This is a genomic window from Candidatus Paracaedibacter acanthamoebae, assembly GCF_000742835.1.
Taxonomy (GTDB): domain Bacteria; phylum Pseudomonadota; class Alphaproteobacteria; order Paracaedibacterales; family Paracaedibacteraceae; genus Paracaedibacter; species Paracaedibacter acanthamoebae.
Genome location: NZ_CP008941.1, coordinates 1,248,575 through 1,263,729, shown reverse-complemented (window position 1 = coordinate 1,263,729; position 15,155 = coordinate 1,248,575). Strand labels below are relative to the sequence as shown.

General features: G+C 42.8%; 12 protein-coding genes and 1 pseudogene. 3 read left to right on the top strand and 10 right to left on the bottom strand.

Annotation, left to right across the window (positions count from 1 at the left end; all coding sequences use genetic code 11):
* Nucleotides 1-5 precede the first annotated feature (5 nt).
* A complete protein-coding gene (gene tssK / locus ID47_RS05650; protein WP_038464744.1) occupies nt 6-1,379 on the bottom strand; it encodes a type VI secretion system baseplate subunit TssK in 1,374 nt (457 codons plus the stop codon).
* A 205-nt stretch (nt 1,380-1,584) separates the two neighbouring features.
* Between tssK and tssA the strand changes: the two genes are divergently transcribed.
* The 3 genes and pseudogenes from tssA (at nt 1,585) to ID47_RS05635 (ending at nt 5,976) form a co-directional block, all read left to right on the top strand.
* Entirely contained in the window at nt 1,585-2,772 is a 1,188-nt protein-coding gene (gene tssA, locus ID47_RS05645; protein ID WP_038464742.1) for a type VI secretion system protein TssA, read from the top strand.
* 41 nt (nt 2,773-2,813) lie between these two features.
* Nucleotides 2,814-3,928 (top strand): annotated as a pseudogene (gene ald, locus ID47_RS05640) (alanine dehydrogenase).
* Nucleotides 3,929-4,503: 575 nt separating this feature from the next.
* Nucleotides 4,504-5,976, top strand: a complete 1,473-nt coding sequence (locus tag ID47_RS05635; protein ID WP_198022246.1) for a S8 family peptidase — start codon at nt 4,504-4,506, stop codon at nt 5,974-5,976.
* Between the two features lie 26 nt (nt 5,977-6,002).
* On the opposite strand, the gene ID47_RS05630 is transcribed toward ID47_RS05635, so the two are convergent.
* The 9 genes from ID47_RS05630 to ID47_RS05590 form a co-directional block, all read right to left on the bottom strand.
* Entirely contained in the window at nt 6,003-7,499 is a 1,497-nt protein-coding gene (locus ID47_RS05630; RefSeq protein WP_038464738.1) for an ATP-binding protein, read from the bottom strand.
* A gap of 76 nt (nt 7,500-7,575) precedes the next feature.
* Nucleotides 7,576-8,799 carry a beta-ketoacyl-ACP synthase gene (locus ID47_RS05625; protein ID WP_038464736.1) on the bottom strand — a complete coding sequence of 408 codons (1,224 nt, stop codon included), beginning with the start codon at nt 8,797-8,799 and terminating at the stop codon, nt 7,576-7,578.
* Nucleotides 8,799-9,533: a 3-oxoacyl-ACP reductase FabG gene (fabG, locus tag ID47_RS05620; protein WP_038464734.1), complete on the bottom strand. Its 735-nt coding sequence runs from the start codon at nt 9,531-9,533 to the stop codon at nt 8,799-8,801. The genes ID47_RS05625 and fabG overlap by 1 nt, the downstream gene beginning before the upstream one ends.
* Entirely contained in the window at nt 9,533-9,976 is a 444-nt protein-coding gene (locus ID47_RS05615; protein ID WP_038464732.1) for a hotdog family protein, read from the bottom strand. The genes fabG and ID47_RS05615 overlap by 1 nt, the downstream gene beginning before the upstream one ends.
* Nucleotides 9,969-11,198, bottom strand: coding sequence for a beta-ketoacyl-ACP synthase (locus ID47_RS05610; protein WP_038464730.1), 1,230 nt, complete (start codon nt 11,196-11,198; stop codon nt 9,969-9,971). Before ID47_RS05610 ends, ID47_RS05615 begins: the two co-directional genes overlap by 8 nt.
* Nucleotides 11,195-11,803, bottom strand: coding sequence for a DUF3261 domain-containing protein (locus ID47_RS05605; protein WP_038464728.1), 609 nt, complete (start codon nt 11,801-11,803; stop codon nt 11,195-11,197). Before ID47_RS05605 ends, ID47_RS05610 begins: the two co-directional genes overlap by 4 nt.
* A complete protein-coding gene (locus tag ID47_RS05600; protein WP_038464726.1) occupies nt 11,804-14,125 on the bottom strand; it encodes an MMPL family transporter in 2,322 nt (773 codons plus the stop codon). It lies immediately after the preceding gene.
* Nucleotides 14,118-14,729 (bottom strand): LolA family protein, encoded by a 612-nt coding sequence (locus tag ID47_RS11750; RefSeq protein ID WP_051908673.1) that lies wholly within the window; start codon nt 14,727-14,729, stop codon nt 14,118-14,120. The genes ID47_RS05600 and ID47_RS11750 overlap by 8 nt, the downstream gene beginning before the upstream one ends.
* Nucleotides 14,717-15,154: an acyl-CoA thioesterase gene (locus tag ID47_RS05590; protein ID WP_051908672.1), complete on the bottom strand. Its 438-nt coding sequence runs from the start codon at nt 15,152-15,154 to the stop codon at nt 14,717-14,719. The genes ID47_RS11750 and ID47_RS05590 overlap by 13 nt, the downstream gene beginning before the upstream one ends.
* Between the last annotated feature and the right edge of the window lies 1 nt (nt 15,155).

The window sequence follows — 15,155 nt, the reverse complement described above, 5'->3', positions numbered from 1 at the left end:
GTTTCTTAAATTCCTGCCTCTTCAATTTGCTTGATTACATCTCGTCTCAATTCCGAATGACGCAAATAAAGCACAGCTTCGGTGGGGCGTTTATCTGGGGTATCAGCTGGATTAAAGATGTAGAGTCGATCATTTGCTGAGACAAATGCATTATCAGTCTTAACACTAAATAGAACGATACCGCGGCCTGGCATCAGATCATTGATCTCGCTGTTATCCATGACTTTGCGGGGGGCCCCGACGATACGGCGCACACGCACCGATTCTAACATCGATTCACTGACAATGATGGCATCTTTCATCCAGTCAATCAGTTCCCCTTCCGTCAATGCCCCGTTGCTTTTGAGGCCAACCATAAGTCGTTGCGTCAAAATCTCAGGTTGAAGTTTAACGGAGAAGTAATTCTCTTGATGAGCAAACAGCACGACGCTGAACGCTTTTTCCAAACTATCAGCAATCATGGTGGACCATTCAAGCAACGGCAGACAACTGTTGAGAATTTCGTTATGGTTATAGCTTGGGAAGACAGGCGGGATTTGCCCTAGTCGTAAGGTTGACATTTTGCCCGCCACCACACACAGCATATGATGAATTTCCTGAGGATGCGCTTTTCCCGAATGAAGTAAGGGTTCCAAGAGGGGTAAACTTTCAACAATGGGTTTGAGTTGCGCTGAGGTTTCTCCGACCAAGGGTGTTCCAATCTGTGTTTGCCATTTTTCCGATAAAAAGGCTGCTTTTTCGCGGAACCGCCGCAACATTTTAGCGCATTTTTCACCTAAACTACTAAGAGAGGGAATGGTAAAACAAGGGGGCATATATGTCGCCAGAGAATAAACCTCGTCTATATAGTCAAGCTTGGCAATTGGAATGCTCGTATAACGGGCTGGAGGAGCATCAGCCAAAATTAATGATAGTTTTGGTTGCAGACGCGGAATGTGAATCACATTATCTGCCGCATTATAATCAAGGACATCATCACCTTCTGTGGCTAAATAACGCGGCCATTCACCAGTAAGGGGGGATGATCCTTGAATCATGTCAGGAATACACAAATAAACGGTATGCTGATGGTCCATCAAGGCATCTTGAAATGGGCTCAGATCCAGCTGCAGCTGTAATGCATCGGGCTTAGCCGTATAATCAACAATTAACCCATCCGGCATGATCGCCTTGACATGGTTAGTGCGTAATAGGCCAGTAGGAATAGTGATACTGTCGAATTCCAAATCTATAATACCCCAGTGGTAGGGGGTCAAACTTTTAAGGTGAGATGTTAAGATTTGTTGAGATCTTAATTCAAGCTGCTGAAAGTGTTGCGGTGACAGCAACATTCCTTCGTACCATTGGATGGCCGGTACTAAAGGAAGATCTTGACTCATACTAAAATCCTTAAAAAAATTAATTAAAAATTTACGTTTCATTTTTAGTATGCAAAGATTAATCAAAAGACACAAGAGGAAATGAGCAATGGCACCCTTAGTTATCTCACTGCTGTCCCTTCAATCGTCCTTTAATACTACTCCTTGTTCAGGATTGGTAGCTCTTGCATTGCCGACACCAGGAATAAAGAATTAGGATGATGCTATGACAGAAAATCCTGGACGCGAAAGCTTTAAGGCAGTTGATTTATTGGTTGTCCCCATTTTAGGGGAGAATCCGAGCGGAGTTTCTTTAAGATATGAGCGTATTTACGATGATATTCGTGATGCCCGACGGGAAGATGACGATACAGTGTCTTATGGAATTTGGCAGTATGATCTCAAACGATCGGATTGGGGGCGGGTAGAATCTTTATGTTGTCACGCTTTGGTTGGTCAAACTAAGGATTTACAAATAGCTGGGTGGTTGGCGGAAGCCTGGGTTATGATGGACGCCGTACCGGGGTTGAAGCGGGGATTAGAGTTAATTACGCAGCTAACATCGACCTTTTGGGACAGCATTCATCCAACTGTTCTAAATGATGATTTTGAGTATCGTTCTCAATTTTATGATTGGCTGGATAAATCTCTCAGTGCTCGTCTTGTCAAATTGATTTTTGTTCCCAATGAATTAGGGGAAGGGGTTACACTGGCCGATTGGTTAGCAGCTCAACGACTCGATTCAGTTTTAAAGCGAGCACCCAATGCCGATAGGTTGATTAAAAAGGCCGAGGAGCGGGGGCAAGTTAATTTTAAACAGTGCTATACTTTTTTATCAAGAGTTTCGACCGAGGACGGGGATAATTATCTTGAAAGTTTGGCGGCAGCAACCTCTGCCTTGCATGAGTTGAAAGGGGCCGTTGATCAAAAGTTTCCTAATAATACCTTAGCGTTTGATGAGCTTGGGGGGCATTTGGATGAAATGACCCGTATTTATAAAGCTGAAATGGCCACACGACAGCGCGCTACAAATGACATAACCAATGAATCTTTAAGTTTATCTATTTCCCCTCCGTCGCCGATGGCTGATACAGATCCGGAAGAAACATTAGATGAAGCGACGGCGTCGGCCATAGCACCCCCCGTTATGCCCAGTTCACCCATGGTTCCTTCTGCCATTCAATCTCGGGAACAGGCTTATAAGCAATTGTCTGATATTGCTAATTTACTCGAAGGGTTAGAGCCTCATAGTCCGGCACCTCAAATACTGCGTCGCGTCATTACGTGGGAAAACAAATCTTTGATGGAAATTTTTAATGAAATCGGTTCTTCTCCAGAAGATTTGGTGGCTTTAATGCGATTTTTAGGAATTGGTGTCAATAAATCGACTGAGCCTCCGGTATCACCGCGCTAAAAACACATAAAATCAAACTTTATATACTAAGGAGTGAGCTGATGAAAATTGGTGTTCCAAAAGAAATTAAAATTCATGAATATCGTGTGGGCATGACACCTTCCTCTGTTCGTGAACTCGTTGGAGTGGGGCATACAGTGTATGTCGAAACCAAGGCGGGCACGGGGATCGATTTTAGTGATGAGGATTATCGCAAGGCGGGCGCTGAAATTCTCTCGACCGCTCAAGATGTTTTTTCCAAAGCTGAGATGATTGTTAAAGTGAAAGAACCGCAAGAAGTTGAATGGAAAATGTTGCGGCCGCATCATACACTCTTCACATTTCTTCATTTAGCGCCTGATCCCGATCAAGCCCGAGGGTTGTTGGACTCTGGCTGTACAGCCATTGCTTATGAAACCGTCACTGACATTTTTGGTGGATTACCATTGCTGGCCCCCATGAGTGAGGTGGCGGGACGCATGTCCATTCAAGCTGGTGCTTCTTATCTGGAAAAGGGGAAGGGAGGACGAGGTGTTCTGCTGGGCGGTGTGGCGGGTGTGGCGCCGGCTCGGGTTGTTGTAATTGGCGGGGGCGTGGTCGGTGCCAATGCGGCTAAGATGGCTGTTGGCCTAGGGGCCAAAGTTGCAATTTTTGACAGAAATCCACGCCGTTTGAATGAATTGGATTGGATGTTTGATGGACGGGTGCAAACGCTCTATTCCACCAAAGATCTGATCGAAGAGTATGTAACGATAGCTGATTTGGTGGTAGGGGCTGTCTTGGTGACAGGGGCTGCCGCACCAAAATTGGTCAGCCGCGATCTTTTGAAAAAATGAAAAAAGGGTCCGTTTTAGTTGATGTGGCTATTGATCAGGGTGGTTGCTTTGAATCCAGTCGCCCTACAACCCATTCTGATCCTGTGTATATTGAAGATGATATTATTCATTATTGTGTAACTAATATGCCGGGAGCTGTGGCTCGGACCTCTACCTTGGCTTTAAATAATGCCACTTTACCCTTTATCGTTGCTTTAGCTCAAAAGGGTACAGTCTCAGTCCTGCGGGAGGATGTCCATCTTCGCAATGGATTGAATGTCTACCAAGGACAGATTACTCATCCTGTCGTCGCTCAAGAGTTACAGCTCGCGTTTTTAGATCCATTCCAGGCCGTTGCTTAAGAAAAAATATTATTAAAGATTCTCCTTTTCCCGGCCAAAGAGCCGGGAACTCGAGCTGACAGGCGATATCCCGGGTAATATTGATTGGTGTAGGTCAGGCATGGAGGGAGAAAGAGTAAACCCCCCATCCTTCACAAAACTTCCTCTTTCCGGGCAACCGAAGGGCGACCCGGAAACTATACCTTGAGTTTACGGACAGTGTGGTTTTATCACAGCTATATCTTTCTCGTATGAAGATCCAGGAATGGATTCCGGGTCAAGCCCGGAATGAGGAAGCTTTCATATAAATTTAAGTTTCCAGATTGCCTTTTGGTTGCTCAGAAAAAAGTTGTTCTTCCCGGCCGAAGAGCCGGGATCTTGAGATGATAGGTGAAGCTCTTCTGATCTCGAGTTTCCACGTTGCCCTATGCATGCCGAGAAAAAATAGCCTGTCTCAACCCAAAAAGTTCGGGTTCTTTAACGCCTTTTTAATTGTGTATAATTTAATTTCTAAATTGTAATGCCGATATTAATTTTTATTACAATTTTTGGGGGTAATTATGCATTTTTGTTTCAAGAGATTTTTCTGTCTAAGCTTGACCAGTAGTTCCTTAGTGTTTTCCTTTGAACAAGAATTGGCCACCATGGATTTGGATCGGGCACGAGATTTTATGTTGGTTAAAAGTGAAATAGTCAACCGTTTAGGATCAGAATATCGAGCTAATACGTTTTATTTTGATCAGACTGATCTTAATATAGAGGTTCGTCGCGCTGAATACCTATACAGTCAGCAAAAATTGTACAATCCCTATCAGTACCCCACCATTAGTCAGCTATTTTATAAGAAAAAAGATCTGTATAATTATACATTCGAAAAAATTAGAGAGCATGAATACTGGGTTAACTATACTCGCCGCTTTATCCAAGAATATGGTACTTCCGAGTATGACTCTTATCCCAATTTTGGCAAAGTTAAATTTTCTGACCGTTTCCAGGAATTTTTAGAGGTAGAGCTGTTAGAAATTTTAAAATGGAAAGAAATTGACGCAATAGTTCACCAAGATCCGAATCCATACTTGCTTCACGGTCCGCTGCATCCCCATAAAGTAACCGGGGTGGATGAATTGCATAATTTAGGGGTGAGTGGAGAGGGAACAAATGTCATTGTTTGGGATTGTGGCTTTGTTGGCAATTGCCATGTTAATTTCAGTATTAAAGATCGCTATATAAAACGTCCTGCGCGGGGCGAAAAATATACAGCAGATGATCTCCATGGCACTCACGTTGCCGGCACGATCGCAGCAGATAAAAGATCTGGAACTCATAAGGGTGTGGCTTATGGAGCTAAGGTCTTGCCTGTCGAGTTTGAAGGGGTGGATGAATTAATAAAAAGAATCAAAGGCAGCAATGCTAAGGTTATTAGTGCATCCTTCCATTATTTGGTCAATCGGCTTAAAATGCGCGATTTTGATAGATTGCTTGAGGAACTTGAAAAAAATGACCGTATTCTGGTAATGGCGGCGGGTAATGATTCAAAATTTGTCACGGATGACCTAAACCCCAGCTTTTTGACCTATTGGAATAAGGGAATCTGGATGGCAACTCATGGGGCATGGATTCTATCTAAAAATCAATCGTTGGCGCGGCGGATGTTATTGGTTGGCTCTTTAAAAGAAGATGGCCAAACCATTAGCCAATTTTCCAATTTGCCCGGCAAGCTTTCGGATAATTTTGTCTTCGGACCAGGCGAAAATGTAATAGCAACTGTGGCAATGGATGAGTTTGATTCCATGTCTGGAACTTCGATGGCGACCCCTCATGTTTCCGGGATTTTAGCGCTGATGAGTAAATATTACCCACAATTGAATGCTGTTGAGTTGAAGGATTGCTTAATTCAATCTTGTGATCAATTCTGGGGTGATAATAATCATGGTATTGAGTTTAAATCAGAAATCTTTGGACAAGGACGCGTCAATGCTGTTAGAGCTTTTAAAGTGGCAGATGAATTGGTTAAAAAGAAATTGGCAGGTCAGTATATAACTACTGTGGCTCTGCAGGAATATATTTAACAAGCTTGTCATTCGGAAGGAGGAGGTTAATCCCCCTCCTTCATTCTTTCTTGTTTCGCCCTAATTTTCTCAATAGCAATCGGGAATTCTATTGCAATGTCTCTCATGGTGGTAGAGCGCTCTAAAGCTTCTGTAATTTCAGTAGCATTTTTTAGATCTTCTTCTCTTAAATAGGTTCCTTCCGTATACTGAGTTATACTTTTACAAGCCATAGAAATTAAACTTTCTTTTTTTAGATTAGGGAATTTTACATTAATAAACCGAGATTTTAGGGCTTTATCTTCAATTGGGTTATTGCTTATAAAAATCAGCAAGAATCCTTTGAAAGAGACCTCTAAACCATCCAAATATTGGGAAATAAAGGATCCTAACTTAGGCTCAAATATCTTTTTGGAACTTTCTTGTAACACACTATTTAACCAAGTCGCTTCATCAAATATCAAAATACCGAAAGGGCTCTTCTTCTTGCCAACTTCTGCAAGAGCTAATAAGATTTGACCCGGTGTTTGTGTGTCGCCTTCTAATTCGGATGGGATCATATTCCGTATCGTAATTTCTTGCTGCGGAATCTTTCGTCCTAAAGCGATTCCTAATTGCTCACTCAGCTTTTTAGAGAAGTGGGTTTTACCTATACCGCCGGGTCCTTCCAAGTGAATACATACAAAACCATCTTCATCCTTAGCCAATTTTTGTAAATAAGTTTTGCAGGCTGCTCGAATCCCTAAGATCGGGTCATCAGGGTCTTTGTAATCTTCAAAAAACTTATGGATAAATTTATTGATCACCTTCGATTTATTATCAAGCTCGTCTAGTGTTAAAGGAGGATGATAAGGATAGCGGTGTATAGTTGGTAAATTAAATACAATATTAAAAAAATCTGTTGCTTGGGCATAGCTATAGCGCCCCATTCGAACGGCTCCGAATTTATCAATAATTTTCGGCCATAACTGGTGAGGAATATAGGGTAGAACCTTGCTAAACTTGTTTTCCCAACGTTGTAAAGGATCGTTGCCTGGTCTATAATAAGTATATAATGTTTTACCAGCGTCTTTTGCTACCCATCCGACTAAATTTAGCATGCTGAAAAGCCCGAACCCACCCCCCACACTATCCGGTGGCATAAATGTTAACATGGCAACTGTACTCGCCCCTTGAACACTACAAATTATAAATGCTTCATAAAGGGGACGCAAAATAGCATTACGCTTAGCATTCGTTAATTGCTGCTGAATTGCTTGCACTAAAAGCTTTTGTTGCTCTTTGTATTCTTCTTCAGAAAGATTAGAAATAGGTTTGTATTTCTTTGACTTACTAGATTTATTTTCAGAAGAAATTAGATCTTCTGGCATATTAATGATAGAACCATTTTCCTCTAGAAGGGGAAGAAATTTCTTGAAAACTTGAGGGGCAAAAGCCTTTGCGTAATCTGTGCGTGCAAAGGGATCCGTTGAAGGCCCCCCATCACCTCCTTCCATAGCATTGAGAGAAGACCAGAAGCAAAGGCTTAAAAGTATTTTTTTCATAGGGGGGAATGCGCCAATTTATAGAAATATTACTTTTATTAGATAAATTTTAATAACATTTGTCAAAAAAATATAATTAATTAATTTTTTTGAAAATTAAGCTGGTATTGATCCCACCAAAAGCATAGTTGTTGTTCATAAAATAATCTGTATCTAAATGAAGCCCTGTGCCTTTGATATAATGCAACGGAGCGCAACGTTCATCGACGGTCACAAGGTTGGCCGTGGGAGCAATCCATTGATCACGCATCATTTCAATCCCCAACCAAGATTCCAACGCACCACAGGTTCCCAGAGTATGACCAAAATAGCTTTTGAGGGAATGGATTGGTTTGTGGCTGCCAAAAACGGCATGAGTTGCTGTTGATTCAACAATATCCCCAAATTCTGTTGCGGTCCCATGGCCACTGACAAACCCAATATCGTTAGGGGATAATTGGGCATCCTCTAATGATAGTTTCATAACAGTTTCAATAGTATGGGGGGATGGTTGCGTAATATGGTTGCCATCCATATTGGTTGCAAAGCCAACGATTTCTGCATAAATGGTCGCTCCGCGTGCTTTGGCATGGTCATAATCTTCAAGTATTAAGGATGTGGCACCTTCTCCTAAGACAAGTCCATCCCTTTGAGCATCATAAGGACGGGGGCTAAGACTGGGGTCTTTGGTAGTACTGGTGGCATACAGAACATCAAACACAGCGGCCATGGACGGGCATAATTCTTCGGCGCCGCCCGCAATCACGATATCTTGCTTGCCGTATCGGATAGCTTCGGCCGCATAACCGATGGCCAAACTTCCTGAGGTGCAGGCCGTTGCTGTGGGAATAATGCGCCCCTTAATTTGGAAGAAAAGGCCTATATTAACCGCGGCTGTATGGCCCATCATCCGAATATAACTGGTTGAAGTCAGTTTGTGTAAATCTTTATTAAATAAAAGCTCAGCAAAGTCATACATTGGGGCCGTGCTGCCAAAACTAGACCCATAAGCAACGCCAACCTTACCTTTCTGAAGGATAGGATCATTCAGAAGACCCGCATCGATTAAGGCTTTTTCAGTCGCGTAAACAGAATAAAGGGAGACAGGTCCCATGGTCCGAGTTTTTTTTCTTGACCAGCGATCTGCCAAAGAATGGTCAGGGAGGGGGGCACCCAAACAAGTGTTCATTCCTTTAAGGTCTGACCATTCATGCATAACACGGGTAGCGGTTTTGCCGCTTTGCATATTTTCTTTAATTTCTGACCAGGATTCACCTAAGGCGGTGATCCCACCCATACCTGTGACAACGACGCGACGCATTAGACAAGGCCTCCGCTAACAGAAATAACTTGGCGGGTGATATAGCCAGCCGCCTCCGATAAAAGAAATACAGCAGTGGCTGCCACCTCTGCAGGCTGGCCCATTCGTCCCATAGGAATTAAAGGTATAATGTGGTCTAAAGGAATATCTTTGACCATTTGAGTTTCAATAACGCCGGGGGCAATACAATTGACGGTGATATGACGACTTGCAAGTTCAAGGGCGAGCGCTTTTGTGGCGCCAATGATACCAGCTTTGGAGGCACTATAGTTGACTTGTCCCCGGTTGCCAACCAATCCAGAAACGGACGAGAGCGTAATAATTCTTCCCGGTTTGCGGGTTCGAATCATCGGCATGATAATGGGTTTAAGGACATTATAGAAACTGTCCAAATTGGTATGGATAACCTTATCCCAATCATCATCTTCCAAAGCTGGGAAAGCGTTGTCGCGGGTAATTCCAGCATTCAAGATAGCGCCGTAGTAGGCGCCGTATTCTTGAATATCCGCTTCAAGGATATGATGACAGGTGGCCCGGTCACTAACATCAAAACTAAGGAGGCGTGCCTCCCCCCCAAGTGTCTCAATGTCTCTTTGAGTTTGCAGAGCGCTGTCTCGATCGCGATTATAGTGAATAACAAGGGTATAGCCTGCTTGAGCTGCCGCTAAGGCGATGGCTTGGCCAATTCCCTTGCTGGCACCGGTTACAAGGATAGTTTTTTCATTGTTTTGCATTATAGAGACTCTATGGATTGGGGTTGAAAAACAGTTAGGGTTGCCGACGCTACTTGTGTGCCCTCATGGTCGATCCAGCAGTCAAAAGATCCCATTTCACCATCCGTATAATTGCACCTGCCAAACACATCGAGTTTAATTCCTACCGGAAAGGCAGGTCTTTGAAGTTTTAATTTCCGCGTTCCCAATAAAAAGCCAAGTCGTTGCTGGGAGGGGGGGAGTTGCCTCGAGACAATACCATTCCACGCAGCAATAGCCTGGGCCATATATTCTAACCCAATATACGAAGGGACATTGCCATTCGCTAGGAACAGAGATTCTTTGGTAATCGTAACCGAGGTGTGGATCAAATCTTCTCTAAACTCAATAACTTTATCCAAAAGGATCATGGGCGCTTTATGGGGAAGAATGTCCGCCAGGCACAGATCTTGATACTTAATCATGGGAAACTTCCTTACGTAAAATCAAACTGACATTACTGCCGCCAAAAGCGAATGAATTGCTCATCAGGCAATAATGGGATCCCTTAGGTTTTAGTCTTTCGCCTGCTGTTGTAAAATAAAGAGGAGGCAGGCTTGGATCTCTTTCGCCATCCCATAAATGAGGCAGAGCGGGAATGGTTGCTTGATGGTCTTGCTGTAAACTTAACCATAAAAATCCAGCTTCTAAAGCACCGGCTGCACCCAAGGTGTGGCCGATAAAAGCTTTGGTTGAACTTGTGGGAATAGTCGTGCCAAATAACCGGCTTATACAGTGACTTTCACATAAATCATTGGTAGATGTTCCGGTTCCATGCAGATTGATATAACAAATGTCATCTATAGATAGATTAGCTTGAGCAAGGGCCGCTTTGATCGCTGCTTCAGCCCCCTCACCGTTTGGGGCGGGGGAACTTATATGGTAGGCATCCGAACTTTCTCCACCGCCTGCATATTCTATATCGCTGCGCTGACGCGACATAAGAAAGACGGCAGCGCCTTCGCCAATATTAATACCTTGCCTGTTTCGACTAAAGGGGGAGCATAAATCTTGAGCGATTAAGTCCAAAGATTCAAATCCATTTAGGGTTAAATCACACAACGAATCAACACCGCCGACAATAACAGCATCACAAATATTTGCCTTAATCAAGCGAGCCGCCGAACATAAGGCTTTACCGCTGGATGAACAAGCAGTGGAGATCGTATAAGCAGGCCCGCCAATGCCCAGATATTCAGCGGCAAAATCTGTTGGACTATGAAATTCTTGTTGGCGATAACAATAAGAGTCCGGCCAAGTTCCGGTTTGTTGATAATGGGTAAGGGCCTCATACCCTTCTTGCATGCCGCTGGTGCTGGTGCTTAAAATAATGCCGATCCGATGCGATCCATACATTGATTTAGCATGATTAATAGGCGTTTTTATTTCATCCAGGACTAATTTAAGAATCCGATTGGTGCGCGTATCCATCTTTTGAAAGGGCGATTTAATTGCCTCTAAGGAGCCGGGGACACGTTTAACCACCACGCTTCGTCCTGACGCCACTATCTCGCTTGCCGTGTTATTAGCTTCCTTTTCGAAGGATAGAGTAGGGGCAAATAAAGCGTCGCTTATGGCCTGTTTGCCTATTCCTAAAGAACAAGCCAGACCTAAATCATTCAAATAAATTTTATTATGCTCTATCATGGTGTGGGGAGTGTCTCAATATCAAGGTTATAGCCAATTTTAGGATTTTGGATCCTTGCTTTTTGCCATAAATCTCCTTGGCGGTTAAATCGTGTTATTTTGCGCACAATACCGCTCGGGGTTTGAATAATTCTCTCATTGCCGTGCTCAATAACATCTGCCCCTTTTATATTGGCTTTCAGTTGATCAATTTCTAGATGGACTAACAAAAAATCACCAATAATATTTTCAGGCCTCATGGTGTCGGGAATATAATCTGAAGCTTCCCATAGTGTCTGATCGGGGGTCCACTTTAGAGAATAAAGACGTCCCATCATATCATTAAAGGCGACAAATTCAAGTTTGGTTGGCTCAAGTGTAATATGAACTGTCAGGGTATACTGCTGCTGGCCAATAGAGCTTTTGATCCGTTGCAAATAGGTTCCCTGACCTTTTAAAGGCCAGACATTTGCGAGCTGCATCTGAACGCCGGGCGCCAGTTCAATCACTTTATCAGTAGGTTTTTGCAAGGGTAATTCTGATCTCAACTCAGGTAAAAGAGAAGAACAGTTTGATAGCATCAAACAAGCACTGGTAAGAAAAAATCTTTGGATCAATTTATTCATTTATTTTTTTCCTCTGACGCCTAGAAAAATTGTCGTTACAATAAAACAGACTGTAATTCCCACAAAAACGCTAAGCCCAAAGCTGTGGACGGCTCTTGTTTGGCTAAAGGCCAATAATCCAAAGGATAAAACGGTGGTTATGGATGATAGACCATTACATAATAAAAGTAGATTATTTTTTGTTGCTGTCGACTTCGCTGCTCCCCAATAGAGAAAAAGGGCATAGTCGATGCCAATGCACAGTGATAGCAATAGCCCCATTGCATGAAACAGATTGAGAGGCGTGGCTATTGCCAACAAACCAATGCTTCCAAAAAGAGCTATCGTGAGGGGAGTAATAATCTGACGCGCGGCAGTAAGATTAACGCCAATAACTATAATCGTTGCTATTCCAACTAGAATAAGACCTATTAAGGTGATAACTAACTGTCGGTAGAGAGTAAATAAATTGGAATATTCTTGGGCGGGGTTAATATAACACGCTTCTGTGTGTTGATTCATGAATTTTTTCAAGGCCGTCTCGTCGGGGATGTGGCTCAGCATAATGCGACCGGTTACCTCACCAGATTCTGACGTATAAGCAAGCTCTTTTAAACCCAGGGGAAGATCGCTGAGGGAAAGATCCAGGGGAGCTCCATTAAGGCCAAAATTACTGTTTTGGCTGATCCCTTTTTGTCCCAGGGATTGTTCTAGCTTAGCCAGAATGGTGGGCGTATATAAATGCTCTTTCAGCAAGTCTTGGTTGCTTTTTTGACGCATTTGAGAGGGGATAAGCGCAGCTAAAGCACGATAAGAAATGCCCAGGGAATCCAACCCTGGCAAAAGCTTTTCTTGTTTTTCTAACACGTCTTGTAACGACGTACCTTTAACCGCGATAAAGTTAGGAGATGAATCAGTTATCATCAGGGAATTAATTTTATTTTCTTGCTGTTTTAGAGCTGGATTCAGGGACTGTAAGCTTTGCAAGTTATCATCAAAAGAGAGCTGAAAACTGCCAATGACTAGAATTACCATACTTATTATGAAACAGATGGATTTGGCGGTGGGTGTACTCCCATGGTTAGCAATTAAGGTTAAATATTTTTGACACCATTCACCAAAGCTTGAGATATTTTTTTTGTGGGAAGGAATGAGATAAGGTCCCCACAGGAAAACAGTGAAAAGAGCGCTCATTAAACCCACGGATGATAAAACAGCCATTTGTTGAACCCCCGGAAAGGGAACGAGAAGTAAAAGAGCAAAGCCGGTGGCGGAGGTGATGGCGCTTAAGGGAAGGGCAGGCATCAATTTCTTGAAAACATCAAATGGAGAAGCAAAGGTTTGATAGCTGGCACAACTATAGTGCAAGGCATAATCGACAGTAATGCCGACAAGGGAGCATCCGAAAACCAAGGCTAAGATATGGATGTTTCCAAACAGGATTAAGCAGGCTGTAAGCCCCATAATTACTGAGGTTGAAATGACACTAAAGGCAAAGAAAAGCGACCATAGATTGCGAAAAATTCCAACCAATAATAAAACAATTCCAATAAATGAGAGGGATCCAATCAATGAAATTTCATCTTGGGCTTGCTGGGCACCGGCAGCAGCATAGAAAATACTACCTGTTTTTAAAATTTCAAGATTGGGAACTTTGCCGAGTTCATTCAAGATAGGCGTCAGTTTATCGATGAAGTTTTTCTGAACCTCTAAGGAAAAAGCGGGAGCTGTTATGGTGCCCAAATAGATAGACCACGTTTTATGGTCATCAGTAATAAACAAGGTGCCCTCTTCATCTATGTGAAAGGGGGAGGTTGGACTATTTAGCTTTACATAATGAGTAAATAGATTAAAGGGATCTTGTTTAATATTGGACGGACTAAAAGGCGCCATAATTTCCGCAATGGCGCGGGCCACCAATTGATCTTCAGAATCGGTCTCTACGTGATGGCGATCTGCCGGGGTTAAAAAGAATGACCGGTAGGGAAACAAATCTGTAAAGAGTTTTTTATAGCTTTCCGCTGTGCTTTGGATGGGTTGTTCGGTCAGAGGAAGCCCTGCTTGGATTATAGAATTCTTTAATTTTTTTGTTTCTGTTTTAGCGATCTCAGGGGTTTCATGGCCGACAAAAATCACAACTTTTTGAATGATATTGGTGTCATCCAGAAGATGGCGAACTTCTTGAATGGATTCTGAGTGACTGGAGGGCAACATGTCCAGGATATCAAATTTAATTTTCTCACCAACCATAAATCCATGGGCACAATACCCAGCAAGGGCTATCACGAACATGCCCCAGATAAGACTCATAAATTTATGAAGGGTTGCAAATCGATTAGTCATTTAGGATTTTTGCTATGTCAGCTGCTGGAGTTTTGGTAACTTGATGCTGTGCCAAGGTGATAACATCTCTATCCTTATTGGCGCGCTGAATAGAGATTTGACGGATAAACTGATCCCCTTCAATCTGAATTTTTGTGATAAATTTGGCAATGGCGCCTTGGGCTAATAAATCAATTTTCCAATGGTTATCACCAGTCATCTCAAGAACATTCACCTTGAATTCAGTTATCGTGTTAAAATTACCGTTTAGAACGTTAGTTAAAATGTTAAGGAGGTTTTTGTCTCGCCTTTGCCCGCCAGCTAGACTTGTTTTCTTTGTACCCTCAACCTGGAAAATTCCCTGTTGATTGAGTAATAGAGTGACAGGAAAAGGCGTTTCAGTTTTCCAAACAATGCCTTTGCCATTTTGTACTGTCACGGTGCCGGTTGAAACAAGCGGATTTGGCAGTCCTGTGATTGTTTTCTTTTGGATAAAAGATGCTGTTAAGACACCGTCATGCTCTAGGGTCTGACTGATTTTGTCAAGGGGTTGGTTTTGGCCTGAGATTGCAACCTGAGCCAGCAAGCCTATGATTACTAGGAAAACTGTAATTATTCTGAACATGCTTGGCTCTCTAAATATTGTTTAACACGATTGACGAAATCGGCCGGACAAACCATATCCATGCTTGTACTACCCATCTTCACAGCAACTTGAGTGGTGGTGGCTTTGGTGAGTAATTTGCCCGTTTCGTGATCAATAAATTTGTAATCCACCACAATTCTATTCTCATATTCGACCAAGGTGGCTTCTATGACCACCGCCTGTTGTAGCGTCAGAGGACGAACGTATTTGATTCGCATATCAACAATTGGCCATACATAGCCTGACGCATCCATGGCTGCATAATCATATCCCACTTGCGCAATAAGGGCAGTGCGCGCAATTTCCATAAATCGCACATAGTTGCCATGCCAAACAACATTCATCGGATCCACATCAAAGTAATGAATTTTAATAGGATATTTTATACTTAAAGAGGCAATCATT

Coding starts and splice junctions, on each gene's coding strand:
- tssK (WP_038464744.1), bottom strand. CDS start 1,379: ATGAGTCAAGATCTTCCTTTAGTACCGGCCATCCAATGGTACGAAGGA.
- tssA (WP_038464742.1), top strand. CDS start 1,585: ATGACAGAAAATCCTGGACGCGAAAGCTTTAAGGCAGTTGATTTATTG.
- ID47_RS05630 (WP_038464738.1), bottom strand. CDS start 7,499: ATGAAAAAAATACTTTTAAGCCTTTGCTTCTGGTCTTCTCTCAATGCT.
- ID47_RS05625 (WP_038464736.1), bottom strand. CDS start 8,799: ATGCGTCGCGTCGTTGTCACAGGTATGGGTGGGATCACCGCCTTAGGT.
- fabG (WP_038464734.1), bottom strand. CDS start 9,533: ATGCAAAACAATGAAAAAACTATCCTTGTAACCGGTGCCAGCAAGGGA.
- ID47_RS05615 (WP_038464732.1), bottom strand. CDS start 9,976: ATGATTAAGTATCAAGATCTGTGCCTGGCGGACATTCTTCCCCATAAA.
- ID47_RS05610 (WP_038464730.1), bottom strand. CDS start 11,198: ATGATAGAGCATAATAAAATTTATTTGAATGATTTAGGTCTGGCTTGT.
- ID47_RS05605 (WP_038464728.1), bottom strand. CDS start 11,803: ATGAATAAATTGATCCAAAGATTTTTTCTTACCAGTGCTTGTTTGATG.
- ID47_RS05600 (WP_038464726.1), bottom strand. CDS start 14,125: ATGACTAATCGATTTGCAACCCTTCATAAATTTATGAGTCTTATCTGG.
- ID47_RS11750 (WP_051908673.1), bottom strand. CDS start 14,729: ATGTTCAGAATAATTACAGTTTTCCTAGTAATCATAGGCTTGCTGGCT.
- ID47_RS05590 (WP_051908672.1), bottom strand. CDS start 15,154: ATGATTGCCTCTTTAAGTATAAAATATCCTATTAAAATTCATTACTTT.